Below are 22,674 nucleotides of genomic sequence, written 5' to 3'. Positions count from 1 at the left end.
TCTGCTTGCACCACCGCCAAGGGGTCGCCTATGCGACCCCTTGTTGTTGTAGAAAGGTCGTCGAAAAAACGTCGAGCCGGCGCTGATCGCGCGCCGCTTTTCCGGCGCGCCGCGCCAGGCCGAACCCGGATCACCCAGCGAGCCAGCGGCTGACGTTACCAGGCCGCGTCTTCCATATTGTTGGGCGCTTTGAAGTGGTAACGCTTTATCGAGCGCCTATCCGATTTGAGGAACGTCTGCGATGCAGCAGAACGCCGATCAGACACAGTGTTTACCCATGTTGCCGCTGCGCGACGTGGTGGTATACCCGCAAATGGTGATTCCGCTGTTTGTGGGGCGGGAAAAATCCATCCATGCGCTGGAAGCAGCCATGGAAGCGGACAAGCGCGTCCTGCTGGTCGCCCAGCGCGAAGCCTCCCAGGACGAGCCGGACAATGACGATTTATACCGGATGGGCACCGTCGCCGACATCATGCAGCTTCTAAAACTGCCCGACGGCACCGTCAAGGTACTGATCGAAGGCAGTTTCCGCGCTGACGTGGTCGATATCGAGGAGAACGAGGCGGGCTACACTCAGGCCCACCTCACGCCGCGGGAAAGCGAGCCGTTGACCTCTCGCGAGCAGGAGGCTTTGGTGCGCGTGCTGCTCAATCAGTTCGAGCAGTATGTCAAGCTCTCCAAGAAGGTGCCCAACGAGGTGCTCAATTCGCTCTCCGGCATCGAGGATCCGAGCCGGCTGGTGGACACCATTTGCGCCCACCTGTCGCTCAAGATAGGCGACAAGCAGGAGCTTTTGGAGATGGATCGCGTGCGCGATCGCATTGAGCATCTGATGGCGCTGATCGAGTCCGAAATCGATTTGCTGCAGGTCGAAAAGCGTATCCGCTCCCGGGTCAAGGAGCAGATGGAGAAGACCCAGCGCGAGTACTACCTCAACGAGCAGATGAAAGCCATCCAGAAAGAGATGGGCGAGCTCGACGACGTTCCCAACGAAGCCGAGAAGTACGAGAAGGCGATTGCGGATGCCGGCATGCCCAAGGAGGCCGCCGAGAAAGCCACTCAGGAGCTCAACAAGCTCAAGATGATGGCCTCGAACTCCGCCGAGGCCACGGTGGTGCGCTCCTATCTGGACTGGCTGATCGCCGTGCCTTGGAAAAAGCGCACTCGGGTCAAGCACGACCTGATCAAGGCGCAGGAGGTGCTCGACGAGGACCACTACGGCCTTGAAGAGGTGAAGGCGCGCATTCTCGAGTATCTCGCGGTACAAAAGCGTGTGAAGAAAATGAAAGGGCCGGTGCTGTGTCTGGTCGGCCCGCCCGGGGTGGGCAAAACCTCGCTGGGTCAATCGATTGCGCGGGCCACCAACCGGAAGTACGTGCGCTTGGCGCTCGGCGGGGTACGCGACGAATCCGAGATCCGCGGCCACCGGCGCACCTACATCGGCTCGCTTCCGGGTAAGCTGATGCAGCGCATGGCGCGTGCCGAGGTGAAAAACCCGCTGTTTCTGCTCGACGAAGTCGATAAGCTCGGCATGGATCATCGTGGCGATCCGTCCTCGGCGCTTCTCGAGGTGCTCGATCCGGAGCAGAACAACAGCTTCAGCGATCACTATCTCGAGCTCGACTACGATCTCTCGGAGACGCTGTTCATCTGTACCGCGAACTCGATGAACATTCCCGGACCGCTTCTGGATCGGATGGAGATCATTCGTCTGCCGGGTTACACCGAAGACGAGAAACTCGCGATCGCCAAGCGCTATCTACTGCCCAAGCAGCTCAAGGCCAACGGCTTGAAGACCGAGGAGCTGGCCCTCGATGACGAGGCGCTATTGGAGCTTGTGCGCTACTACACCCGCGAGGCGGGCGTGCGTGAGCTCGAGCGCCAGATCGCCAAGGTGTGCCGCAAGGTGCTGCGTGAGCGCGTCGAGGCGGAGGTGAGCACGTCCAAAGAGCCCAAGGAGCCGCCGCGCACTTTGGAGGCCGAGCACATCGAGACCTACGCCGGAGTGCGCCGCTACAGCTACGGCCTGGCCGAGAAGGAAGACCAGGTGGGTCGCGTGACCGGGCTTGCCTGGACCTCTGTGGGCGGCGAAATCCTCAACATCGAATCCGTGGTCACGCCGGGCAAGGGGCGGATCAACAAGACCGGCTCCTTGGGCGATGTAATGAAGGAGTCGGTGAGCGCTGCGCACACCGTGGTCAAGGCGCGGGCGGCAACCTTCGGTATCGCCGCAGAGCGCTTTGAGAGCGAAGATCTTCATATCCACGTGCCAGAGGGTGCTACGCCGAAAGACGGCCCCAGCGCCGGCGTTGCCATGGTGACGGCGATGATCTCTGCCTACACCGGTCGTCCGGTTCGCTGCGACGTGGCGATGACCGGCGAGGTCAATCTGCGCGGAGAAGTGATGCCGATTGGTGGTTTGAAGGAGAAATTGCTGGCAGCGCGCCGGGGTGGTATAAAGACCGTCCTAATCCCTGAGGAAAACCGCCGTGATCTCAAGGAAGTACCGGATAACATCAAGGGAGCGCTTGATATTCGCCCGGTACAGTGGATAGATGACGTGTTAGCGGTAGCCTTGGCCGAGGAGCCGGTATCGGGGGCGCCCGCGCTTAAAAGCGCCGATCCGTCATTTACCGGCAGCACCACGGCCAGTACGCATTAAGCGTTAGAGCCCGTAGAGGCTTGCAAGTATAAGGAGCGCTCGGGCCCTTCATTGGGGCGGGCGCTCGTATCCGGGTCGCTTGACAGGTATTTCAAGGCATTGCTATAAAACGCAGCTATGCTTTGAGCTTGTACCCGCCGGTGACCGCGCCGTTCAGAGCCATTTTTTCGAAACATTTAAGGGGTGAAGTGTGAATAAGTCCGAGCTGATTGAAGCTATTGCCGCGTCTGCAGATATTCCGAAAGCAGCGGCAACCCGCGCATTGGATGCCATGGTCGAGTCTGTCACCGATAGCCTCAAAAAAGGCGAGAGCGTTTCACTGGTGGGCTTTGGTACGTTCGCCATCAAGGAACGCGCCGCGCGCACCGGCCGTAACCCGCAAACCGGCAAGCCGATCCAGATCAGCGCTGCCAAGGTACCCAACTTCAAGGCGGGTAAAGCGTTGAAAGACGCCGTCAACTGATTGACCCGCGTTTGATGTAACGTAATGGGCGCATCGCGAAAGCGATGCGCCCATGTTATTTAAAGGGCCCTCACCGGGCGCGACAAATGGCTGTGACGATCTGAGGCAAGCATGCTGCAAAGTATTCGCAACGGTTCCCGAAGCTGGGGGGCTAAAATCATCATTGGGCTCATGGTGGCCGCCATGGCGCTGTTTGGCATCGAATCGCTGTTCAGCGCGTTCGGCCGCGACCCCAATCAGGTGGCAAGCGTCAATGGCGAACCCATCATGCGCCAACAGGTGGAAATCGAGGTGCAGCGGGCGATGCGCTCGGGCCAGGTGCCGCCGGAGCAGGAGCGCGCGCTTCGAAGCGATGTGCTCGACCAGTTGATCACCCAGGAGCTTCTGGGCCAGTACGCCGACGACGGCGGCTTCCATCTGTCCGATGAGCAGCTCGATCAGGTCATCGTCACGCTACCCGAGTTTCAGGACGGGCAGGGCCGCTTCAACGCGGATATCTTTCGCAACCAGCTCGGCCGTGCAGGCTATACGCCGCTGGCGTTTCGCGAAGAGCTAAGAAACGATCTCAAGCGTAGCTACCTGCAGCAGGGCCTGGCACAAAGCGATTTCTTGCTGCCCAGCGAGCGCGAGCGACTCCTCGCGCTGCAAAATCAGCAGCGCAGTTTTCGCTACGTGATGCTCGACCAGGGTGATATCGATTTCAACCCGAACGTCACCGACGAGCAGGTCAGCGACTACTACGATACCCATCCGGAGCGCTTCGAGCGGCCAGAGCAGGTGCAGGTGGAGTACGTGGTGATCGACCGCCAGGAGATGGCCGAAGGGGTTGACGTTGACGAGGAGGCGCTGCGCCGCGCCTACCGCGCTCAGAGCCAGACCAGCGACCGCCAGATATCGCACATCATGGTGACGTTCGGCGACGAGCGCAGCCGTGAAGAGGCCCAAGCGCGCGCCGAGCAGGCGCTGGCTGCCGTTGAAGGCGGTGAATCTTTTGATGAGGTTGCGCTGGAGTACTCCGACGATACCGCCAGCGCCGAGCAGGGCGGCGATCTGGGCGTCGTCGCCCCGGGCATCATGGGCGAGGCGTTTGATGACGCCGCGTTTGCCCTGGGGGAAGGGGAAACCTCTGGACTGGTGGAAATGGGCAACGCCTTCCACGTGCTGCGCGTGACCAGCGTCGAAGGCCCGAGCTTCGAGGAGCAGCGTGAAAGCCTTGAGCAAACCGCCGCGCTCGATGAGGTCAATGACGATTTCAACCGCCAGGTACAGAGCTTGATCGACGAAAGCTTCGCCGCCGACGATCTGCAAAGCGTGGCGGAGGATCTGGGCCTGACGCTTTATCAAACGGACTGGATCACCCGCGATGGCGGTACCGGCGTGCTTTCAGAGCCCGGCGTCATGGACGAGGCCTTCACCGACGACGTGCTTCAGGACGGCTACAACAGCCAGGTCATCGAGCTCGACGACGACCGCCGTCTGGTATTGCGCGTGGCGGACCACCGCGAAGCGACGCTGTTGCCCCTGGACGAGGTGCGCAGCGATATCGAAGGGTACGTCGCCGCCGCTCAGCGCCAAAATGCGCTCAAGGAAGAGGCACAGCGGCTCATCGATGCGTTAAGCGCCGGCGACTCCGTCGATATCGACTGGCAGGAGGCCAGCGATGTTTCTCGCCAGGGCCCGACGACGCTGCCCGCCACGCTGGTCGATGGGGTCTTTGGCATGCCGCGACCGGACGAAGGTGATAGCAGCTACGCAAGCGTGATGATGCCAGCAAGCGTTGGCGTAGTGGCGCTGGACAGCGTGACCACGCCCGAGAGCGATGAAGGCGATCAGGCCAGCGAGTTCATTACCCGCATTTCCGAGCAGCTGCGCGCCCAGGCCGCAGTTCAGGGGCTGATCGAGCAGCTCAGAAACGACGCCGATATCGAGCGTTAAACGCTTTAACGAGCTCTCGTGATCACACGAGGGCTTGATAAACGCGAAACGAAAAAGCCGATCCACTGGATCGGCTTTTTTATGTCCGCGGGTTGACTGCTCTTGCTGCCACTCTGGTTGCGTTCAGCCAGCGTTTGGCTCAGGCGGCGCATCCAGCGCAAAGCGTCGAAGCCGCGGGGTCGGCAAGCCATCACTGGCCTCGATCACGATGTCCCACCCTTGGTCCGACTGCCAGTCGCCCAGAACAAAGCGCCGGGCCGGCACGTCCTCGACGGTCAGCTCGTGCACCATCGGGCGATGGGTATGGCCGTGAATCATGGTGCTCACGCCGGTTTGGCGCAGCAGCGCCGTGACCTCTGACGGCGTGACGTCCATGATCGCCTCCCCCTTGCCGGCATTGGCGCTGTCCGACTCCAGACGCAGCTTCTTGGCCAGCGCCAGGCGCTCCTCCAGCGGCATGGCGAGAATGTGCGCCTGCCACTCGGGGTTTCGCGACTGGGCGCGAAACGCCATGTAGCTTTCGTCCTGGGTGCAGAGGCTATCGCCGTGCAACAGCACCACGGGCAGGCCCTGCAGCTCGGCCTCGAAGGTCTCGGGCAAGAGCGTGGCGCCACACTCGCTTAAAAAGCGCTCGCCGAGCAAGAAGTCGCGGTTGCCGTGCTGAAAATAGACGGCGGTGCCGGTATCGGCTAGCGCGCGTAGCCGCGTTGCGACCTCGCTCGCCACTTGGGCGCTGGGGTGAGGGGCGTCGAGGGTGTCGTCTCCGATCCAGGCGTCGAACAGGTCGCCTAGAATGTAGAGCGCCTCGGCCCCTTGGGCGGTGTGTTCAAGATAGCGAAAGAACCCTCGGTTGATCTCGGGGGTATCGCCGCTCAAATGCGTGTCGGCTACCAGCAGCGTGCGCATAGGACTCCCGGTGATCACTCGTCTTTGACGTAAGCGCGCTCGATGATGACGTCCTCGGCGGGTACGTCGGCGTGCATGCCGCGGCGGGTCGTGGAAACCGCCTTGATGGCGTTGACCACGTCCATGCCGTCGACCACTTCGCCGAACACCGCATAGCCCCAGCCCTGCAGATTCTTGCCGCTATGGTTCAAAAAGCTGTTGTTTCCCACGTTGATGAAAAACTGCGAACTCGCCGAGTGCGGGTCCTGGGTACGCGCCATGGCGAGAGTCCCGATCGTGTTTTCCAAGCCGTTGTCGGCTTCGTTTTCGATCGGGTCGCGGGTCGTCTTTTGCTCGAAGTTGGTGTCGAAGCCGCCGCCCTGAACCATGAAGCCGTCGATCACGCGGTGAAACAGCGTACCGTCGTAGAAGCCGTCGCGCACGTACTGCTCGAAGTTCGCCGCGGTGTTCGGGGCTTTGTCGTGATTGAGCGCGACAGTGATGTCGCCCATGCTGGTCTGTAATACGATCATGGTTAAATTCCTGTTGAATGAAGGCGTTCGCCTTGGCGCTGTGCATCGGCGTCGCGTTATAATAGCGGTTTTGCCCGGCGCCGCGAAGCGCTACGGTTCTACTCCGGGACGACGCGCACTGCTTGCCGTCCGGCACGCCATCCACTGTGAGGTTATCAACACCGCCATGACCAACGAGACCACCAAAGCGCCGAACTTCATTCGCAACCAGGTACGCGACGAGATCGAAAGCGGGCAGGTCAGCACTATCGTGACGCGTTTTCCCCCGGAGCCCAACGGCTTTTTGCACATTGGCCATGCCAAGTCGATCTGTCTCAACTTCGGGTTGGCCCGTGAACTCGGTGGTGACTGTCATCTGCGGTTCGACGATACCAACCCGGCTAAGGAAGAGCAGGCCTACATCGACGCCATCAAGGAGGACGTCGAGTGGCTGGGGTTCGAGTGGGCGGGCGAGGTGCGCTTTGCATCGACCTATTTCGACCAGCTCTACGCTTGGGCGCAGCACTTGGTGCGCGAAAGCAAGGCCTACGTCGATGACCTGAACCCGGACGAGATACGTGAATACCGCGGCACGCTGACCGAACCCGGCCGCCCCAGCCCCTACCGCGAGCGCGGGGTCGAGGAGAACCTGGATCTGCTCGAGCGCATGCGCCTTGGTGAGTTCGGTGAAGGCGAGAAGGTGCTGCGCGCCAAAATCGACATGGCGTCGCCGAACATCAACCTGCGCGACCCGATTCTTTACCGCATTCGCCACGCAAGTCATCATCAGACCGGCGACGCCTGGAAGATTTACCCCTCCTACGATTTTACCCACGGCCAGTCGGATGCGCTCGAAGGCGTTACCCACTCGATCTGTACCCTGGAGTTCGAGGATCACCGCCCGCTTTACGAATGGTTTCTGAACAACCTGCCGGTGCCCAGCAAGCCGCGCCAGATCGAGTTCGCCCGCTTGAACCTGAATTACACGCTCACGTCCAAGCGCAAACTAAAGCTGCTGGTCGATGAGAAGATCGTCGACGGCTGGGACGACCCGCGCATGCCGACCATCTCGGGTATGCGCCGACGCGGCTACACCCCGGCCTCGATTCGCAAGTTCTGCGAAATGATCGGCGTGACCCGCGCCGACGGCGGCCTGGTCGACATCGCCATGCTGACCCACGCGATCCGTTCGGATCTCGAGGACAATGCCCCGCGAGCGATGTGCGTGATGAAGCCGCTCAAGGTCGTGCTGACCAACGTCGACGAAGGCTTCGAAGAGGTGTACGAGGTGCCAGGCCACCCGGCCCGCGACGATATGGCCGTGCGCCGAGTGCCGCTGACCCGCGAGCTCTATATCGATCAGGAAGACTTCATGGAGGACGCCCCCAAGAAGTTCTTCCGCCTGGCCCCAGGCAAGGAAGTGCGCCTGCGCAACAGCTACGTGATCTGCTGTGACGAGGTGATCAAGGATGACGCCGGCGAGATCAAGGAGCTTCGCTGCTCGGTGGACTTCGATACCCTCGGCAAGAACCCGGAAGGTCGCAAGGTCAAGGGCGTGATCCACTGGGTGAGCGCGGTTCACGGCGTGCCCATGGAAGTGCGCCTCTACGATAACCTGTTCATGGTCGAGCAGCCGGACCGTGACAAGGATGCCGACTTCCTTGATCACCTGAACCCGGAGTCGCTGGTTGTCTGCCAGGCCGTTGGCGAGCCGAGCCTCGCGGATGCCGCGCCAGAGTCACGCTACCAGTTTGAGCGGGTGGGCTACTTCTGCGCCGACCGCCACCTCTCAACGCCGGACAAGCTCGTCTTCAACCGCACCGTCGGGCTGAAGGATAGCTGGGCGAAAATTCAGAAAAAGGGCTGAGGTGGCCATGCAGATTTACAACACGCTTACCCGCGCCAAGGAAACCTTCACGCCGATCGAGCCTGGCAAGGTGCGCATGTACGTGTGCGGCATGACGGTGTACGACTACTGCCACCTGGGCCACGCCCGGGTGATGGTGGCGTTCGATGTGATCACCCGCTACCTGCGCGAGCGCGGGTTCGAGGTCGATTACGTGCGCAACATCACCGATATCGACGACAAGATTTTAAAGCGTGCCGAAGAGAACGACGAGCCGATTGGCGCGCTCACCGAGCGCATGATTGCCGCGATGCATGAGGACGAGGCGCGCCTGAACGTCCTGCCGCCGTCGCGAGAGCCGCGGGCCACCGGTCACATCGACGACATCACCGCGATGATCGAGACGCTGATCGACAAGGGCTTCGCCTACCGCGCCGATAACGGCGACGTCTACTACCGGGTGCGCAAGTTCGACGGCTACGGCAAGCTCAACAACCGCCAGCTCGACGACATGCGCGCGGGTTCCCGCGTCGATGTAGACACGCACAAGGAAGACCCGCTCGATTTCGTACTCTGGAAAGCCGCCAAGCCGGGCGAAGCGCACTGGCACTCGCCCTGGGGTAACGGCCGGCCTGGCTGGCACATCGAGTGCTCGGCGATGTCGACGTGCTGTTTGGGCAACACGTTCGATATTCATGGCGGCGGCCCTGACCTGACCTTCCCGCACCACGAAAACGAGATCGCCCAAAGCGAGGCCGCCACTGGCCAGACCTACGTCAACACCTGGATGCACGCCGGGGCGGTGCGCGTCGACCAGGAGAAAATGTCCAAGTCGCTCGGTAACTTCTTTACCATTCGCGACGTGCTCGAAGAGCACGACCCGGAAGTGGTTCGTTTTCTTCTGGTGGCGAGCCACTATCGAAGCCCGATCAACTACTCGGTGGGCTCGCTGGTCGAGGCGCGCAAGTCGCTGATTCGCTTCTACACCGCCCTTGACGGTGTCGAAGATTCGCCCGCGTCGCAGCCAATCGAAGACGCGTCGTTCGATGCTCGCTTCAAGGCGGCGATGGACGACGACTTCAACACGCCCGAAGCGCTGGCGGTGCTGTTCGATCTGGCCCGCGAAGTGAACCGCGCCAAAACGGAGGCGCCTTCGAGCGCGCCGGCGCTGGCCGCCGAGCTCGTTCGCTTGGGCGGCGTGCTGGGGCTTTTACAGCAGGCCCCCCAAGCGTTTCTCAAAGGCACCGCTAGCGCGGCGATCAGCGACGCCGAGATCGAGGCGAAGATCGAGCAGCGTAAACAGGCCAAAATGGATAAGGATTTCGCCCGGGCCGACGCCATTCGCGACGAGCTGGCAGCACTCGGTATCGTGCTCAAGGACTCCCGCGAGGGCACGACCTGGGTCGTCGAAGCGCTTTAGAGCGGGCGGTGGGTGTGGCGCTTGACGGCGCGGCACCTATACTTAACGCTTTGATGAGCCAATTGAATAAAGGATGATGACAATGCGCTCCATGGTTAAACCTACGCTTGCAACGCTGGCGCTCGCCTTCGCCACAAGCGCCGCCCAGGCCGACGATCCGGTGGTCGTGGCATCGAAAATCGATACCGAAGGGTCGGTGCTTGGCGAGCTGATCATTCAGACGCTGGAGCGCGAAGGGATTCCGACGGAAAACCGTCTGCAGCTCGGCGCCACCAGCGTGGTGCGAAGCGCCATCGAGGCTGGTGAAATCGACCTCTACCCGGAGTACACCGGCAACGGCGCGTTCTTTTTCGACATGACCGACAGCCCGGTCTGGAACGATGCCGATCAGGCCTTTGAAACCGTGCGCGAGCGCGATGCGCAAAACGGCCTGGTGTGGCTGCGTCCCGCCAGCGCCAATAACACCTGGGCGATCAGCGTGCGCGGCGATGTGGCCGAAGAAAATGGCCTCAAGACGCTGGATGATTTGACCGAGTATCTGGAGCAGGGCGGTGAGTTCAAGTTCGCCGCCAGCGCCGAGTTCGTCGAGTCCGAGCAGGCGCTCCCGGCGTTTCAGAATGCCTACGGCTTCGAGCTTTCCGACGACCAGCTGCTGGTGCTCTCCGGTGGCAACACCGCGGCCACCATGCGCGCTGCCGCCCAGCAAACCAGCGGCGTTAACGCGGCGATGACCTACGGTACCGACGGCGGGCTCAACGCGCTCAACCTCGTTGTGCTGGAGGATACCAAAGGCGTTCAGCCGATCTATCAGCCCGCGCCGCTGGTGCGCGAAAGCGTGCTCGAAACCTATCCGGCCATCGAAGAGAGCCTCGAGGCGGTGTTCGAAACGCTCGATCTCGAAACCCTCCAACGCCTGAATGCCGACGTGGCGGTCAACGGGCTGTCGCCGGATCAGGTGGCCCGCGACTATCTCGATAGCCTGGGCGACTGATCGATGCCGTTAAGGGCAACGGCCCGGCTCAGGGCCGGGGCGCGCACGCTTGCGCCCAACGCGGTACTGCTGACGCTTTCGATCGTCATGCTTGCGGCGCTTTGGCTGACCTCCACGGTCAGCGTCGCACCTAACCGTATCGTCCCCGGCAGCGCGTTTGACGTAGTCGCCGCGTTCGGCGTGGTGGGGGCTCTTTTGGTCTCGCTGCTGCTGCTGACGCTGGCGGCGCTGTCGCTCAAGGCCGAGCGGGTCAACTACCAAGCGATGCTGCTGCTCGTGGTGCTGATTTTGCTGCTGATGCCCTTTGGGCTGATGGTTGCCGGCCATTTTCTCATCGACCCGGCGCTTGCCCAGGCGCGGCTCGGCATCGGCGCAGGCTACTGGACGCTTTTGTTCGTGCTGCTGTTGTGCCTGGTCGAGCTTCGCCTGCGCCTTGGGCTTAAACGCTTGGCTACCGCCGCGCTGCTGGTGGGCGTGGCGCTGGTCTGGTGGCTCTGCGCCCGGCTCTGGCTCGACGAGCTGGCGCTGGTGCAGGAGTTCCATTCGCGCCAGAGCGCGTTCTACGCCGCGCTATCCCAGCATCTGGTGCTGGTCGCCAGCGCCGTGGGTGTAAGCCTGGTGCTGGGCATGACGCTGGCGCTTTTGATGCGCCGGTTCACCCGGGTAGAAAAGGTCGGGTTTGCGCTGCTGAATTTCTTTCAAACCGTCCCGAGCTTGGCGCTTTTCGGGCTTTTGCTGGCGCCGCTTGCTTGGCTCGGTGCCAACGTGGCCTTTTTGCGCGATCTCGGCGTGAGCGGCATCGGCAATACGCCGGCATTGATTGCGCTGATCGCCTATAGCCTGCTACCGATTGCGCGAAACACTTACATTGCGCTGGGCGAGGTGCGCCCGGACACCCTGGAAGCCGCCACCGCCATGGGTATGCGCCCGGCCCAACGGTTCTGGCAGGTGCGGTTTCCGCTGGCGCTGCCGGTGCTGCTGGAAGGCGTGCGTATCACCACCGTTCAAGCCGTTGGGCTTGCCGCAGTGGCCGCGCTGATCGGCGCCGGCGGGTTGGGTACGTTCATTTTTCAGGGGCTGGGGCAGGCCGCCATGGACATGGTGCTGCTCGGGGCGCTGCCGATCGTAATCATGGCGCTGATCGTGGACGCCGGGCTCGGGGCGCTGGCTGAACTCACCCGTCACGGAGGACAGGCATGATCGAGCTCTCCCGCGTTTCCAAGCGCTTTGGTGACACCACCGCGGTCGACGATATCTCCTTGAGCATCCCCAGCGGCAAGTTCTGTGCGCTGGTGGGTACCTCCGGCTGCGGTAAATCGACCACGCTTCGCATGATCAATCGGTTGATCTCTCACAGCGACGGCCAAATCACGCTGGATGGCGAGCCCATCGAAAGCTTCAATCCGGTCAAGTTAAGGCGGCGTATCGGCTACGTCATCCAGAGCACCGGGCTGTTTCCCCACTGGAGCGTGGCGCGCAATATCGGCCTGGTGCCGCGGCTGTTGAAATGGCCCACGGAAAAGGTCAACGCGCGGGTGGAGGAGCTGATGGGCATTTTCGGGCTGCCCGTTGACGAGTTCGCCCACAAGTACCCGCACCAACTCTCCGGCGGTCAGGCGCAGCGAGTGGGCGTTGCCCGGGCGTTGGCCGCCGACCCGGACATCCTGCTGATGGACGAGCCGTTTGGCGCGCTCGACCCGCTCACGCGCGAAAAGCTTCAGGACGAGCTTTTACGTCTGCAGGCCAAACTGCACAAGACCGTGGTGTTCGTCACTCACGACATGGACGAGGCGTTGAAGCTTGCCGACCACCTGGTGGTGATGCGCGACGGGCGAATCGTACAGCAGGGCAGCCCGCTTGCGCTTTTACAGCACCCGGCGGACGCCTTCGTGGAGTCGATGCTCGGCGGGCTCGAGCGCGGGCTCAAGCAGGCCGCGCTCACCCGGGTAAAGGACCATATGGCGTCACTGGGCTCGGCCATTCCCGCTCACTCGCGCATTCCCGGCGACTTCACCCTGCGCCAAGGGCTTTCGATGATGATGCGCGATCACTGCGACCGGCTCACGGTAGTCGATGCCAGCGACGTGCCCATTGGCGAGCTCTCGCTTCGCCGGCTGATCAAGGAAGCTCAAACCGAGCGGGGCGTGCACCGTGCTGGCTAGTGTCGTCTCTCAGCGCCCCGGTTTTGCACTCCGCTGGCTGGTGCCGCTTGGCTGGGCGGCACTGCTGGCACTGGCGGTGTTCGGCATGCAGTATGCCGACGGCTTTTTTCGCTGGATCGCGCCGGATGCCCGCCAGGTCATCTATAGCCGCGCCAGCTTTCTCGACCTGCTGGGCCGCCATCTGCTGGTGGTCGGCGTCGCTGGGGCGGTCACTATCGTGGTCGGCGTGCTGGCGGGAATCGGTGTTACCCGTCGGTACGGGCGCGATTTCCTGCCGCTGGCGGGCCAGCTCGCCTCCATTGGCCAGACGTTTCCGCCGGTGGCGGTACTGGCGCTGGCGGTACCGGTGCTGGGCTTTGGGACGCTTCCGATCATCGTCGCGCTCATGCTCTACGGGCTTCTGCCGATTTTGCGCAATACCCTAGCGGGGCTCCAGGGGGTGGACGCCAGTACCAAGGAGGCGGCGCTCGCCATGGGCATGACCCAGCACCAAATCCTCTGGCGCGTCGAGCTGCCGCTGGCCGCCCCGGTGATTCTCGCCGGCATTCGCACCTCGATCACGATCAACATCGCTACCGCTGCGCTGGGAGCGACGGTCGGGGCCAGTAACCTGGGCGATCCCATCATCTCCGGCATCGTCAATTCCAACATGGCCTACGTGCTGCAGGGTGCGCTCTTGATCGCGCTGCTGGCACTCACCGTCGATAGCCTTTTCGATCTTTTCCAGCAGGCGCTGGCCAGGCGCTCCGCCGCATAATCCCTCCCCTTGCTAGCCTTTCAGAGCGCGCTTGCGCTCTGCGCCCTAAGTCGTATCTCTAAAAGTGGTTCGCTGCGTTACTGTTCATGTGTTGCGTTGATCGCTGCCGGTTATATCCACTGGCAAAAACGGTCGGCACCGACAACACTGCCTTCAAAAGGGGCATACAAGGATAAAAAATGACACGCTTCGACCATCAGCCGAGTTTCATGACCGGCGACGAGTTTTCCATCCCGACCTTTAGCCTGCTCGACCCGGAAGGGGTGCTGTACGAAGGCGCCGCGGCCCCGGCTCTCGAGCGCGACCACGCCCGGCGCTTGTACAAGGCGATGCTCGCCACCAGGCTTCTCGACGAGCGCATGTTGGCCGCGCAGCGCCAGGGGCGGCTGAGCTTTTATATGCAGTGTACCGGTGAGGAGGCTGCCATCGTCGGCGCCACCGCTGCCCTCGATGAGCGCGACATGATCATGGCGCAGTACCGCGAGCAGGGCGCGCTGATGTATCGCGGCTTCACCATCGATGAGTTCATGAACCAGCTGTTCGGCAACGAGCTGGATTACGGCAAGGGCCGGCAGATGCCGGTGCATTACGGCTCGCGCAAGCTGCACTACATGACCATTTCATCGCCCTTGGCTACGCAAATTCCCCAGGCCACCGGCTACGCCTATGGCCAGAAACTTGCCGGAGACGGGCTCTGCACGCTGACCTTTTTTGGCGAAGGCGCGGCCTCTGAAGGCGACTTTCACGCCGCGCTCAACATGGCCTCGGTTCACCAGGTGCCGGTTATCTTCTTTTGTCGCAACAACGGCTACGCCATCTCGACACCGGCAGTCGAGCAGTTCGCCGCCGACGGTATCGCCCCACGGGCGATGGGCTATCGCATGCACGTCATTCGCGTGGATGGCAACGATGCGCTGGCGGTGTTCGAGGCTACCCGCCGGGCGCGCGTCATCGCCGTCGAGCAGAACAAGCCGGTGTTGATCGAGGCGATGTCCTATCGTCTCGCGGCCCACTCGTCGTCAGACGACCCATCGGGCTACCGCGCCAAGAGCGAAGAGGAGACCTGGCGGCTCAAAGACCCGGTGCTGCGCTTTAGAAAGTGGCTCACCCGTCAGGAGTGGTGGAGCGACGATGAGCAGAGCGAGCTCGAGGAGTCGCTGCGCCGCGAGGTGCTGGAGACCTTGAAGCGTGCCGAGAAGCGTGCCGCGCCGCCGCTGGACTCTCTAATCACCGACGTGTATGCCGAGGTGACCCCGGAACTGACGCGCCAGCTTGATAGCCTCAAGCGCCATATTCGCCGCTACCCTGAGGCCTACCCGAAAGGCGCCAAATCCTTGGATTTGGACATCGCGCCCGCCGCGTCCACGGATGAGGAGGTGTAGCCATGGCTAAAATGAATCTGCTGCAGGCGATCAACGGAGCGCTGGATATCGCCATGGCCGAGGATGACAAGGTCATCTGCTTTGGCGAGGACGTGGGCGTGTTTGGCGGCGTTTTCCGCGCTACCAGCCATCTTCAGGAGAAGTACGGCAAGGCGCGCTGCTTCAATACGCCGCTGGTCGAGCAGGGCATCATCGGCTTCGCCAACGGCCTGGCCGCCCAGGGCTCGGTGCCGGTGGCCGAAATCCAGTTCGCCGACTACATCTTTCCTGCGTTCGATCAAATCGTCAACGAAACCGCCAAGTTCCGCTACCGCTCCGGCGATCTGTTCAACGTCGGCGGCTTGACCATTCGCACGCCTTACGGCGGTGGTATCGCCGGCGGGCTCTACCACTCGCAGTCGCCGGAGGCCTATTTCACCCATACGCCGGGGCTCAAGGTGGTGGTGCCGCGAAACCCCTACCAGGCCAAGGGGCTGTTGCTCGCCGCGATCCGCGACCCGGACCCGGTGCTGTTTCTCGAACCCAAGCGCCTGTACCGCGCCGCCACCGGCGAAGTGCCGGAGGAGGACTACCAGCTCCCCATCGGCCAGGCGGAGATCACTCGCGAAGGCGGCGATATCACGTTGGTCGGCTGGGGCGCGCAGATGGAGGTGATTCACAAGGCCGCCGAGCTTGCCGAGGAGCAGGGAATCGACTGCGAAGTGATCGATCTTCGCACGCTGTCGCCCTGGGACAGCGACGCCGTGGTCGAGTCGGTGCTCAAAACCGGACGGCTGGTGATTAGCCACGAGGCGCCGTTGACCGGCGGCTTCGCTGGCGAGATCGCCGCCACGGTGGCCGAGCGCTGCTTTCTCTACCTGGAATCCCCCATTCGCCGCGTGGCCGGGCTGGACACGCCGTTTCCGCTGGTGCTCGAAAAAGAGTACCTGCCGGATCACCTCAAGATCTTCGAGGCGATCCGTGAAAGCGTCGATTTCTAATCCGGGAGAGAAACCATGAGTGATTTTGTACTGCCGGACATCGGCGAAGGGATCGTTGAGTGCGAAGTGGTCGAGTGGCACGTCCAAAAGGGCGACCGGCTCGAAGAGGACCAGCCGGTCGTCGAGGTGATGACCGACAAGGCCCTGGTCGAGATTACCGCCGCCGAGGCGGGCGTGGTTACCAGGCTGTACGTGCAAAAAGGCGAAATCGCCAAGGTGCACGCGCCGCTATACGCCTACCAAACCGATGACGCTGAAGACGAAGGTGAAAGTGCTGGCGCAGCGAACGAGAACAAGGCCGAGGCATCCCCAGGTGAAGAGCCGGCTTCACGACCGATAGCGCCGGCCGCTCAATCGGGCTCCAGTTTTGAAGCGCAAAGGGCGCCGGATACTTCGTCTCAAGAGCGCCACGGCAAAACCCCGGCCAGCCCCGCCGTGCGCCGGCTGGTGCGCGAGCACGAGCTTAAGCTCGATGAGATCAAGGGCAGCGGTAAGGACGGCCGGGTGCTCAAGGAAGACGTGCTGGCGCATCTGGAAAGTGCCAGCGGCGAGCCGGCCCAGGCACCGGGGGCGAGCAGTGCCGGCGAGCGCACCGAGCCACTTCGCGGCATGCGCGCCGCGATGGCCAAGCGCATGGTGCATTCGGTCAGCACCATTCCCCACTTTCACTACGGTGAAGAGATCGACGTTACCGAGCTTTTGGCGCTTCGCGAACGGCTCAAGCCCGCGGTCGAGGCGGGTGGCGAGCGCCTGACCCTGATGCCCTTTTTCATGAAAGCGATGGCGCTGGCTATCGAGTCCGAGCCGCTGGTCAACGCACGGCTCGACGAGGCGGGAGAAACTCTTCACTACGCCGCGCACTGCAATATCGGCATGGCGGTGGATGGCAAGGCGGGGCTGATGGTGCCCAATGTCAAAGGGGTCGAGGCGTTAACGCTTGTGGAGCTTGCCAGAGAGGTTGGTCGGCTGACCACCGCGGCGCGCGAAGGGCGTGTCGATCAGGCGGATCTCAAGGGTGGCACCATTACCGTCTCGAACATCGGCGCGCTCGGCGGCACCTACGCCGCGCCGATCATCAACGCCCCGGAGGCGGCGATCGTCGCTATCGGCAAAAGCCAGTGGCTGCCGCGTTTCGATGCGGAGGGTCAGGTGACGCGCCGGGCGATCATGACGGTCACCTGGGCAGGCGATCACCGCTTCATCGACGGCGGCACCATTGCGCGCTTTTGCAACGCCTGGAAGGGCTTTCTCGAGGCGCCGGAGTCGATGCTGTTGCATCTGCGCTAGCCACTGACCGCAAAAGCCCGGCGAGGGAGCGATGCCCAAGGCGCTACAGCAGTTCTACATTCCCGAAGAGCAGTCGGTTTATCTTCTCAACCATCGGGATGCGCGAAAGCTCAAGGACTGGGTGGCGCTTTGCCAGGCCGAGCTCGGCCAGCTTGGGTTCGAGGCGATCGAGCTGATCGGCAAGGGCGCCTACGGCTTCGTCTTTGCCGGTCGCGCCGAGCAGGGCGCCACCCTTTGCCACTACGTGTTCAAGTTCTCGCGTATCACCCTACCCACCCACCTGCAGGAGCGCCTCGAGGAGGAGGCGTTCATGCTCGATCAAATATATCATCCGCGCATTCCCCGGCTAGTCAGCTATCAGCGCATTCGCGGCCAGTCGATTCTGGTCATGGAGCGGGCGCCGGGCCTGAATCTGGAGGAGATATCGCTGCGCCACGGGCGGCTATCGCCCCGGTTGGTCGTAAAAATCGCCGCGCAGCTCGCCGATATTCTGCTGGCGCTGCGCCAGGAGACCGGCCCCTATGGCCGGCCGCTGGTGCATGGCGATATCAAACCCTCGAACCTGGTGTATGACGCCACGCGTGAGACAGTGGCATTGATCGACTGGGGCTCGTCGGTATTCGCCCAGTTGGATAGCGATCTGCAGCCGGTCGGCAGCAACGTCATGGAGCTAATGTCCAACCACCTTCAGCAAACCAACGCGCGCCTCGGCGACGTCTATTTCATTGGCGAGGAGCAGCTGGGCGGGGCGCTGTCGTCACCGCGTTTTGATGAGCAGGGCGTGGCCGGCACGCTCTACGCGCTCGCTTCGGCGCAGTCCTGCCGATTCGGCCACCGCGCCATTCCGGCAAGCTCGCTGGGCCTTCCCGTCGAGTTCGCCCGTACGCTGGACGCCATGCTCGACCCAGACCCTGCCACGCGCCGCCAGGCCGGTGACTACTTTCTCGCGCGCATGCCCGCCATAGCGCGCACGGTGATGGTGGATCTGCCTGAAAAGCCCGCGGTGGCGCTGATTCCGGTCTGGGCACGCCCGGCTGGCGCCGAGATCGATACCGTGGTGTACAGCTCGCGTAAGGCGTTTCTGCGTGAAGCCAACGTCGAGCCGGCGCTGGATGATGTCAACGACGTGCAGCTAGACCGCTACTACAAGCAGTTCATGCAGGGAATGGGGGAGACCGAAAAGGCGTTTCTCGCCTCGGTAAGCCGGCTGGGCAGATACCCTGTCGTGGGCGGGCTCGCCATTCGCTGGGAAGCCGAAGGGGTCTATATCGACTCCTCCTTGAACCTGCACGACCCGGCTAGGCGCCCGGCATTCACTCAGGCCGTCAACAACATGGTGCACCTGGCCCGGGCCATTCACCGTCAGGGGGTGTTCAAAAGCTGTCTGTTCGACGCCCGCCAGACGCTGCATCTGGAGCGGGCAAGCGAGGGTGAGCCCTTCGAGCGTCAGCCAGGCACCCGTATTCGCTTCGAGCTAAGCGCCACGCCAGAGGAGAACCGTACCCGCCAGCACAGCTACTTCGAGGACGGCCCCGACCCGGAAGAGCTTTTGGCGCTGCCCGACACCATCATGGCGCTGCTCAAACGGCTCAACGAGATCCACCACACCGGTATGATCATCTTCGAGGCCCATCCACGGCACCTAAAAATTCATAGCTACTACCGGCTGCTCGACCCGGACCAGGAGCGCGCCTTTACGGCGCTGTTGGATCGGATACTCGATGCGGTCAATCTGATCGACGGGCTAGGGGTCTCCGGCTTCATGAAAATGCCTTACAAGGATACCCGCTTTTTTTCTCACCTCGAGCGTCAGCCCGAGCGCTTTTACCCCAAAAACCCGCGGGCGCTTTGAGGTTTCAATTCTGGGAAGCGGACGCGAGCGCGTCGCTTGAAAGGGTGGTGAGCCACTCGACGAGCGCGGCGCTCAAGCGGTCGCAGGCCTCGCCAAAGGCGTCGACGACATCGGGAATCTCGACGCTTGCCGCCCGCGATTCTGCGGTAAGGGTTTCGTTGGCGATCGGCCGTCGCTGCTCGTCGACGAGCTGAACGTCGAGCTGGATGCGCGCCATCGGCGGTGTGCGGTCATACTCGCTTTGAAAATGCCTAAGCTCGCTCACCAGCAGCAGATCAGACGGCAGCCGGTCGACGCCGACGCTTTCGAATAGCCCGCTTTGCGAGAGCGCATCGACCAGGCGGGTTTGTATCAGCGCCGGCGCGTTTTCGTGCCAGCGCGCACCTTCGTAGACGTTGACCACGTTGCGATCCGGGTAGACCACGATGCGGTTGCCGCTGAATAGATGACCCGCTTCCGGGGCAGCCACGCCCAGACGCTTATCGCCGAGTAAGGGGTTGCTTGCCGGGGTTTGATTGGCGGCGACCGGCAGGCGGTAAAGCGTGGCCGGGTCGCTTTCCGGCAGCACCGAACAGCCCGCCAGCAGCGCGGCCGCGAAAAGGCCAAGGCCTGCGCGAATCTTCATGGGCGAAACTCCTCTATTCGATCACGACCCAGCAAAAAGTCGGTCGGGTTCTCTTCTAGATCGCGGGTAATACGGTCAAGCGTAGTAAGCGTCGAGCGCAGCGCCGAGAGTGCCGGGGCGACGTCCTGAGTGCTGGCGAGGGTACTTTCAACCGCGGCGGCGTTGTCGTCGACCAACTGCTCGATACGCTGAGCGGCCCGGGCAACGTCCTGGCTGGCGCTAGCCGCGCTCGCCATGACCTGATGGCCATCCTCGCGCAAAAGCCTAGTGGCCTCGTCGCTTAGCACCTCGATGCGTTCTAGCGTTGCGGTGGCCTGGCGGGAGGTATCGCCAAACAGCGCCATGTTCTCGTCGAGCGCGGCGCGCTGAGAAGCGATCATGTCGGTGATCTCGGCGATATCGGTCAGAATGTTGCCCGCCTGCTCGCGGCTCTCGTCGTTGAACAACCGGTTCACGTTCTCAAGAATGGCATTGACGTTGTCGATCATCTCTTCCCCCTGCTCCATGAACGTGGCAATGGGCGAAGGATCTGCCTGGATGAAAGGCACTGCATCGTTGGAATGCGCGTACAAAAGCGGGCTTTCCGGCGAGCCGCCTTCAAGCTGTACCGACATGCTGCCGGTGATGCTCGGAATCGAGAGCTTGGCGCGGGTATCGATCTTGATCGGCGTCTGTTTTTCGACGCGAATCGACACCACCACCTGGCGCGGGTCGGTCGGGTCGAGCGCCATGTTGGTGACCTCGCCGACCTCGATGCCGTTGTACTGCACCGAGCTTCCTTCGGATAACCCGCTGACGCTTCTGTCGAACAGAATGCGGTAGGGCCGGTACTCCTGTTCACCGGCCGCTTGGCTCATCCAGAGCGCGAATACGAGCGCGGCGGCCGCGGTCAGCAGGGTAAAAAGACCAATTAAAACGTGGTGCGCACGGGTTTCCATGAGCGTGTCACTCCTGATCGAAAGAAGAAGCGGCGGCGCGGCCCCGCGGACCGTTGAAGTACTCCTGTACCCACTCGTCGTCGGTTTGAGCGACGTTTTCCAACGTATCCGCCACCAGCACGCGCTTTTGGGACAGCACCGCCACCCGGTCGCAGGCCGCATGGAGCGTATCCAGGTCGTGGGTCACCAGAAACACGCTGAAACCGAGCGCATCGCGCAGCGTCTTGATCAGCTGATCAAACGCCGCAGCGCCGATGGGGTCGAGCCCTGCGGTGGGCTCGTCAAGAAACAGGATATCCGGGTCCAGTGCCAGCGCGCGGGCAAGGGCGGCGCGCTTGATCATGCCCCCGGAAAGCGACTCCGGCGACTTGAGTGCGTCCTCTGGTGAAAGCCCCACCAGCGACAGCTTGATGCGCGCCAGGTACTCGGCGTCCTCGCGCGGCAAACCGATATGCTCGATCAGCGGCAGGGCGATATTCTCCTGAAGGTTCAGCGAGCTAAATAGCGCCCCCTGTTGAAACAGCACGCCGAAGCGGCGCTCGACCCGGCTGCGCGCCTCGTTGTCCAGCGTTGAAAGATCCGTACCCAGCACCTCGATGGTGCCTTCGTTAGGGCGCTGCAAGCCAATGATGCTTCGAAGCAGCACCGACTTGCCGGTACCCGAGCCGCCCACCACGCCGAGAATCTCGCCTTTTTCGACGATCAAATCGAGATTCTCATGGACGGTATGGTCGCCAAAACGGTTGACCAGCCCCTTTACGCGAATGACCGGTTCTTGATCGCCTGTACCGCTCACCAGCCCATCTCCATGAAAAACAGCGCGGCCAGCGCGTCGATCAAAATCACCATGAAGATCGACTGCACGACGCTCGAGGTGGTGTGCGCGCCAACGGACTGAGCGCTTCCGGCGACCTTGAACCCCTCGAGACAGCCGATAACCGCGATGATGAAGGCGAACACCGGCGCCTTGGCCAGCCCGACCAGAAAATGGTTGAGCGAGACGCTCTCCTGCAGTGTGTTCATGAACTGGTAGAACGGTATGTCGAGCGATACCGCAGAGACCACCGCGCCGCCGAGAAGGCCACTAAGCATGCCTATGAACGCCAGAAGCGGCAGGCTCACCAGCATCGCCAGAATCCGCGGCAGCACCAGAAGCTCGATCGGGTCGAGCCCCAGCGCCTTGAGCGCGTCGATCTCCTCGTTGGATTTCATCGCCCCGAGCTGGGCGGTAAAGGCGCTGGCCGTGCGTCCGGCAAGCAGAATGGCGGCCAGCAGCACGCCGAACTCGCGCAAAAAAGAGAACGCCACCAGATTGATGGTATAAACGGTCGCGCCAAAACTCTGCAGCACCGTCGCGCCTAGAAAGGCGACCACTGCGCCCACCATGAAGGTGAGCAGCATGACGATGGGCACGGCATTCAAGCCGCTTTGCTGGACGTGAGCGACGGTGGCGGTTACCCGCCAGCGCCGGGGATTGATCATGATCGGCAGCGCCGTTGCCAGCACCAGGCCGATAAAGCCCAAAAGCTCGCGCTGCTGACGATAAAGCCCCTCGACCTGGGCTCCGATACCCACCAGCATCGACACCAGCCGATTGGGCGTGTCGGTATCGTGGGTCAGCGAAACGTCCATGGCGCTGGCAATACGCATGATCAGCGCGCGCTGCGACTTGGGTAAATCGCTTGCCCACTCATCGACCTGACCGGCGCGCTCGACGCCCAGAAGATTGATCAAGAGCGCTGCACCGGCGGTATCAATGCGCTCAAAACCCAAGAGTTTTATCTCGGCGTTGGCTTTTGGGTCGAGGCCGTCGAGCGCTTTTTTAAGTGTTGCGTAGTGCTCTAAGGTCCACTCTCCCTGAAGAGTAAGTGTGTTTCCTTCGCGTTTGAACCACTGCGTTGGCATTGCCGCTCCCGCGTCCTTTCGATCTCGCGCTTTTCATGATGCATTCAAACGGGCGTTAGTGAAAAGCTTTGG

19 protein-coding genes are annotated in these 22,674 nt (G+C 62.3%); 13 read left to right on the top strand and 6 right to left on the bottom strand.

The genetic code is table 11. The features are described from left to right. Window positions 1-241: 241 nt before the first annotated feature. The 3 genes from lon (at window position 242) to ACGLWX_RS01695 (ending at window position 5,060) form a co-directional block, all read left to right on the top strand. Window positions 242-2,662, top strand: a complete 2,421-nt coding sequence (gene lon / locus ACGLWX_RS01705; RefSeq protein ID WP_396236818.1) for an endopeptidase La — start codon at window positions 242-244, stop codon at window positions 2,660-2,662. 190 nt (window positions 2,663-2,852) lie between these two features. Continuing rightward, window positions 2,853-3,125, top strand: coding sequence for an HU family DNA-binding protein (locus ACGLWX_RS01700; protein WP_252109795.1), 273 nt, complete (start codon window positions 2,853-2,855; stop codon window positions 3,123-3,125). Window positions 3,126-3,236: 111 nt separating this feature from the next. Continuing rightward, complete coding sequence (locus ACGLWX_RS01695; RefSeq protein WP_396236816.1) at window positions 3,237-5,060, top strand: SurA N-terminal domain-containing protein; 1,824 nt, start codon at window positions 3,237-3,239, stop codon at window positions 5,058-5,060. A 123-nt stretch (window positions 5,061-5,183) separates the two neighbouring features. Here ACGLWX_RS01695 and ACGLWX_RS01690 read toward each other — a convergent pair whose 3' ends face one another. Together ACGLWX_RS01690 and ACGLWX_RS01685 are read right to left on the bottom strand one after the other, a co-directional pair. Then, window positions 5,184-5,966: a UDP-2,3-diacylglucosamine diphosphatase gene (locus tag ACGLWX_RS01690; RefSeq protein WP_396236814.1), complete on the bottom strand. Its 783-nt coding sequence runs from the start codon at window positions 5,964-5,966 to the stop codon at window positions 5,184-5,186. Window positions 5,967-5,980: 14 nt separating this feature from the next. Further along, window positions 5,981-6,478 carry a peptidylprolyl isomerase gene (locus ACGLWX_RS01685; RefSeq protein ID WP_396236812.1) on the bottom strand — a complete coding sequence of 166 codons (498 nt, stop codon included), beginning with the start codon at window positions 6,476-6,478 and terminating at the stop codon, window positions 5,981-5,983. 166 nt (window positions 6,479-6,644) lie between these two features. Here ACGLWX_RS01685 and ACGLWX_RS01680 point away from each other — a divergent pair, with 166 nt between their 5' ends. The 10 genes from ACGLWX_RS01680 (at window position 6,645) to ACGLWX_RS01635 (ending at window position 19,134) form a co-directional block, all read left to right on the top strand. Next, the gene (locus tag ACGLWX_RS01680; protein WP_396236810.1) at window positions 6,645-8,324 is read left to right on the top strand and encodes a glutamine--tRNA ligase/YqeY domain fusion protein; all 1,680 of its coding nucleotides are present in this window, start codon (window positions 6,645-6,647) and stop codon (window positions 8,322-8,324) included. Between the two features lie 7 nt (window positions 8,325-8,331). Beyond that, window positions 8,332-9,723 (top strand): cysteine--tRNA ligase, encoded by a 1,392-nt coding sequence (cysS, locus tag ACGLWX_RS01675; RefSeq protein ID WP_396236808.1) that lies wholly within the window; start codon window positions 8,332-8,334, stop codon window positions 9,721-9,723. 82 nt (window positions 9,724-9,805) lie between these two features. After that, the gene (locus tag ACGLWX_RS01670) at window positions 9,806-10,714 is read left to right on the top strand and encodes an ABC transporter substrate-binding protein (RefSeq protein ID WP_286087060.1); all 909 of its coding nucleotides are present in this window, start codon (window positions 9,806-9,808) and stop codon (window positions 10,712-10,714) included. Between the two features lie 3 nt (window positions 10,715-10,717). Beyond that, on the top strand, window positions 10,718-11,914 hold the full coding sequence (locus ACGLWX_RS01665) for an ABC transporter permease (RefSeq protein WP_396236806.1): 1,197 nt from the start codon (window positions 10,718-10,720) through the stop codon (window positions 11,912-11,914). Then, on the top strand, window positions 11,911-12,876 hold the full coding sequence (locus tag ACGLWX_RS01660; RefSeq protein ID WP_396236804.1) for an ABC transporter ATP-binding protein: 966 nt from the start codon (window positions 11,911-11,913) through the stop codon (window positions 12,874-12,876). The genes ACGLWX_RS01665 and ACGLWX_RS01660 overlap by 4 nt, the downstream gene beginning before the upstream one ends. Then, entirely contained in the window at window positions 12,866-13,633 is a 768-nt protein-coding gene (locus ACGLWX_RS01655; protein ID WP_396236802.1) for an ABC transporter permease, read from the top strand. Before ACGLWX_RS01660 ends, ACGLWX_RS01655 begins: the two co-directional genes overlap by 11 nt. A gap of 179 nt (window positions 13,634-13,812) precedes the next feature. After that, window positions 13,813-15,015, top strand: a complete 1,203-nt coding sequence (locus ACGLWX_RS01650; protein WP_396236800.1) for a thiamine pyrophosphate-dependent dehydrogenase E1 component subunit alpha — start codon at window positions 13,813-13,815, stop codon at window positions 15,013-15,015. A 2-nt stretch (window positions 15,016-15,017) separates the two neighbouring features. Continuing rightward, entirely contained in the window at window positions 15,018-15,995 is a 978-nt protein-coding gene (locus ACGLWX_RS01645) for an alpha-ketoacid dehydrogenase subunit beta (RefSeq protein ID WP_396236798.1), read from the top strand. 15 nt (window positions 15,996-16,010) lie between these two features. Continuing rightward, window positions 16,011-17,282, top strand: a complete 1,272-nt coding sequence (locus ACGLWX_RS01640) for a 2-oxo acid dehydrogenase subunit E2 (protein WP_396236796.1) — start codon at window positions 16,011-16,013, stop codon at window positions 17,280-17,282. Window positions 17,283-17,313: 31 nt separating this feature from the next. Then, a complete protein-coding gene (locus ACGLWX_RS01635; RefSeq protein WP_252109783.1) occupies window positions 17,314-19,134 on the top strand; it encodes a protein kinase in 1,821 nt (606 codons plus the stop codon). A gap of 4 nt (window positions 19,135-19,138) precedes the next feature. Here the strand turns inward: ACGLWX_RS01635 and ACGLWX_RS01630 are convergent, their stop codons facing one another. Genes ACGLWX_RS01630 through ACGLWX_RS01615 form a run of 4 tightly spaced genes read right to left on the bottom strand, consistent with a single transcriptional unit; the run spans window position 19,139 to window position 22,602 of the window. Beyond that, window positions 19,139-19,759 carry an ABC-type transport auxiliary lipoprotein family protein gene (locus tag ACGLWX_RS01630; protein WP_396236794.1) on the bottom strand — a complete coding sequence of 207 codons (621 nt, stop codon included), beginning with the start codon at window positions 19,757-19,759 and terminating at the stop codon, window positions 19,139-19,141. Then, window positions 19,756-20,697 carry an MlaD family protein gene (locus tag ACGLWX_RS01625; protein WP_396236792.1) on the bottom strand — a complete coding sequence of 314 codons (942 nt, stop codon included), beginning with the start codon at window positions 20,695-20,697 and terminating at the stop codon, window positions 19,756-19,758. The genes ACGLWX_RS01630 and ACGLWX_RS01625 overlap by 4 nt, the downstream gene beginning before the upstream one ends. 7 nt (window positions 20,698-20,704) lie before the next feature. Next, window positions 20,705-21,493, bottom strand: coding sequence for an ABC transporter ATP-binding protein (locus ACGLWX_RS01620; RefSeq protein WP_396236790.1), 789 nt, complete (start codon window positions 21,491-21,493; stop codon window positions 20,705-20,707). Beyond that, window positions 21,490-22,602: an MlaE family lipid ABC transporter permease subunit gene (locus tag ACGLWX_RS01615; RefSeq protein ID WP_396236788.1), complete on the bottom strand. Its 1,113-nt coding sequence runs from the start codon at window positions 22,600-22,602 to the stop codon at window positions 21,490-21,492. Before ACGLWX_RS01615 ends, ACGLWX_RS01620 begins: the two co-directional genes overlap by 4 nt. Window positions 22,603-22,674 lie beyond the last annotated feature (72 nt).

It is taken from the genome of Halomonas sp. HMF6819, assembly GCF_044335525.1.
In the GTDB taxonomy this organism is placed as follows: Bacteria; Pseudomonadota; Gammaproteobacteria; order Pseudomonadales; family Halomonadaceae; genus Vreelandella.
Note: the sequence above shows the minus strand (reverse complement) of the source record. Positions and strands in the feature narration are given on the sequence as shown.

Coding starts and splice junctions, on each gene's coding strand:
- ACGLWX_RS01625 (WP_396236792.1), bottom strand. CDS start 20,697: ATGGAAACCCGTGCGCACCACGTTTTAATTGGTCTTTTTACCCTGCTG.
- ACGLWX_RS01615 (WP_396236788.1), bottom strand. CDS start 22,602: ATGCCAACGCAGTGGTTCAAACGCGAAGGAAACACACTTACTCTTCAG.
- ACGLWX_RS01665 (WP_396236806.1), top strand. CDS start 10,718: ATGCCGTTAAGGGCAACGGCCCGGCTCAGGGCCGGGGCGCGCACGCTT.
- ACGLWX_RS01630 (WP_396236794.1), bottom strand. CDS start 19,759: ATGAAGATTCGCGCAGGCCTTGGCCTTTTCGCGGCCGCGCTGCTGGCG.
- ACGLWX_RS01645 (WP_396236798.1), top strand. CDS start 15,018: ATGGCTAAAATGAATCTGCTGCAGGCGATCAACGGAGCGCTGGATATC.
- ACGLWX_RS01660 (WP_396236804.1), top strand. CDS start 11,911: ATGATCGAGCTCTCCCGCGTTTCCAAGCGCTTTGGTGACACCACCGCG.
- ACGLWX_RS01680 (WP_396236810.1), top strand. CDS start 6,645: ATGACCAACGAGACCACCAAAGCGCCGAACTTCATTCGCAACCAGGTA.
- ACGLWX_RS01685 (WP_396236812.1), bottom strand. CDS start 6,478: ATGATCGTATTACAGACCAGCATGGGCGACATCACTGTCGCGCTCAAT.
- ACGLWX_RS01670 (WP_286087060.1), top strand. CDS start 9,806: ATGCGCTCCATGGTTAAACCTACGCTTGCAACGCTGGCGCTCGCCTTC.
- ACGLWX_RS01690 (WP_396236814.1), bottom strand. CDS start 5,966: ATGCGCACGCTGCTGGTAGCCGACACGCATTTGAGCGGCGATACCCCC.
- cysS (WP_396236808.1), top strand. CDS start 8,332: ATGCAGATTTACAACACGCTTACCCGCGCCAAGGAAACCTTCACGCCG.
- lon (WP_396236818.1), top strand. CDS start 242: ATGCAGCAGAACGCCGATCAGACACAGTGTTTACCCATGTTGCCGCTG.
- ACGLWX_RS01635 (WP_252109783.1), top strand. CDS start 17,314: ATGCCCAAGGCGCTACAGCAGTTCTACATTCCCGAAGAGCAGTCGGTT.
- ACGLWX_RS01640 (WP_396236796.1), top strand. CDS start 16,011: ATGAGTGATTTTGTACTGCCGGACATCGGCGAAGGGATCGTTGAGTGC.
- ACGLWX_RS01695 (WP_396236816.1), top strand. CDS start 3,237: ATGCTGCAAAGTATTCGCAACGGTTCCCGAAGCTGGGGGGCTAAAATC.
- ACGLWX_RS01650 (WP_396236800.1), top strand. CDS start 13,813: ATGACACGCTTCGACCATCAGCCGAGTTTCATGACCGGCGACGAGTTT.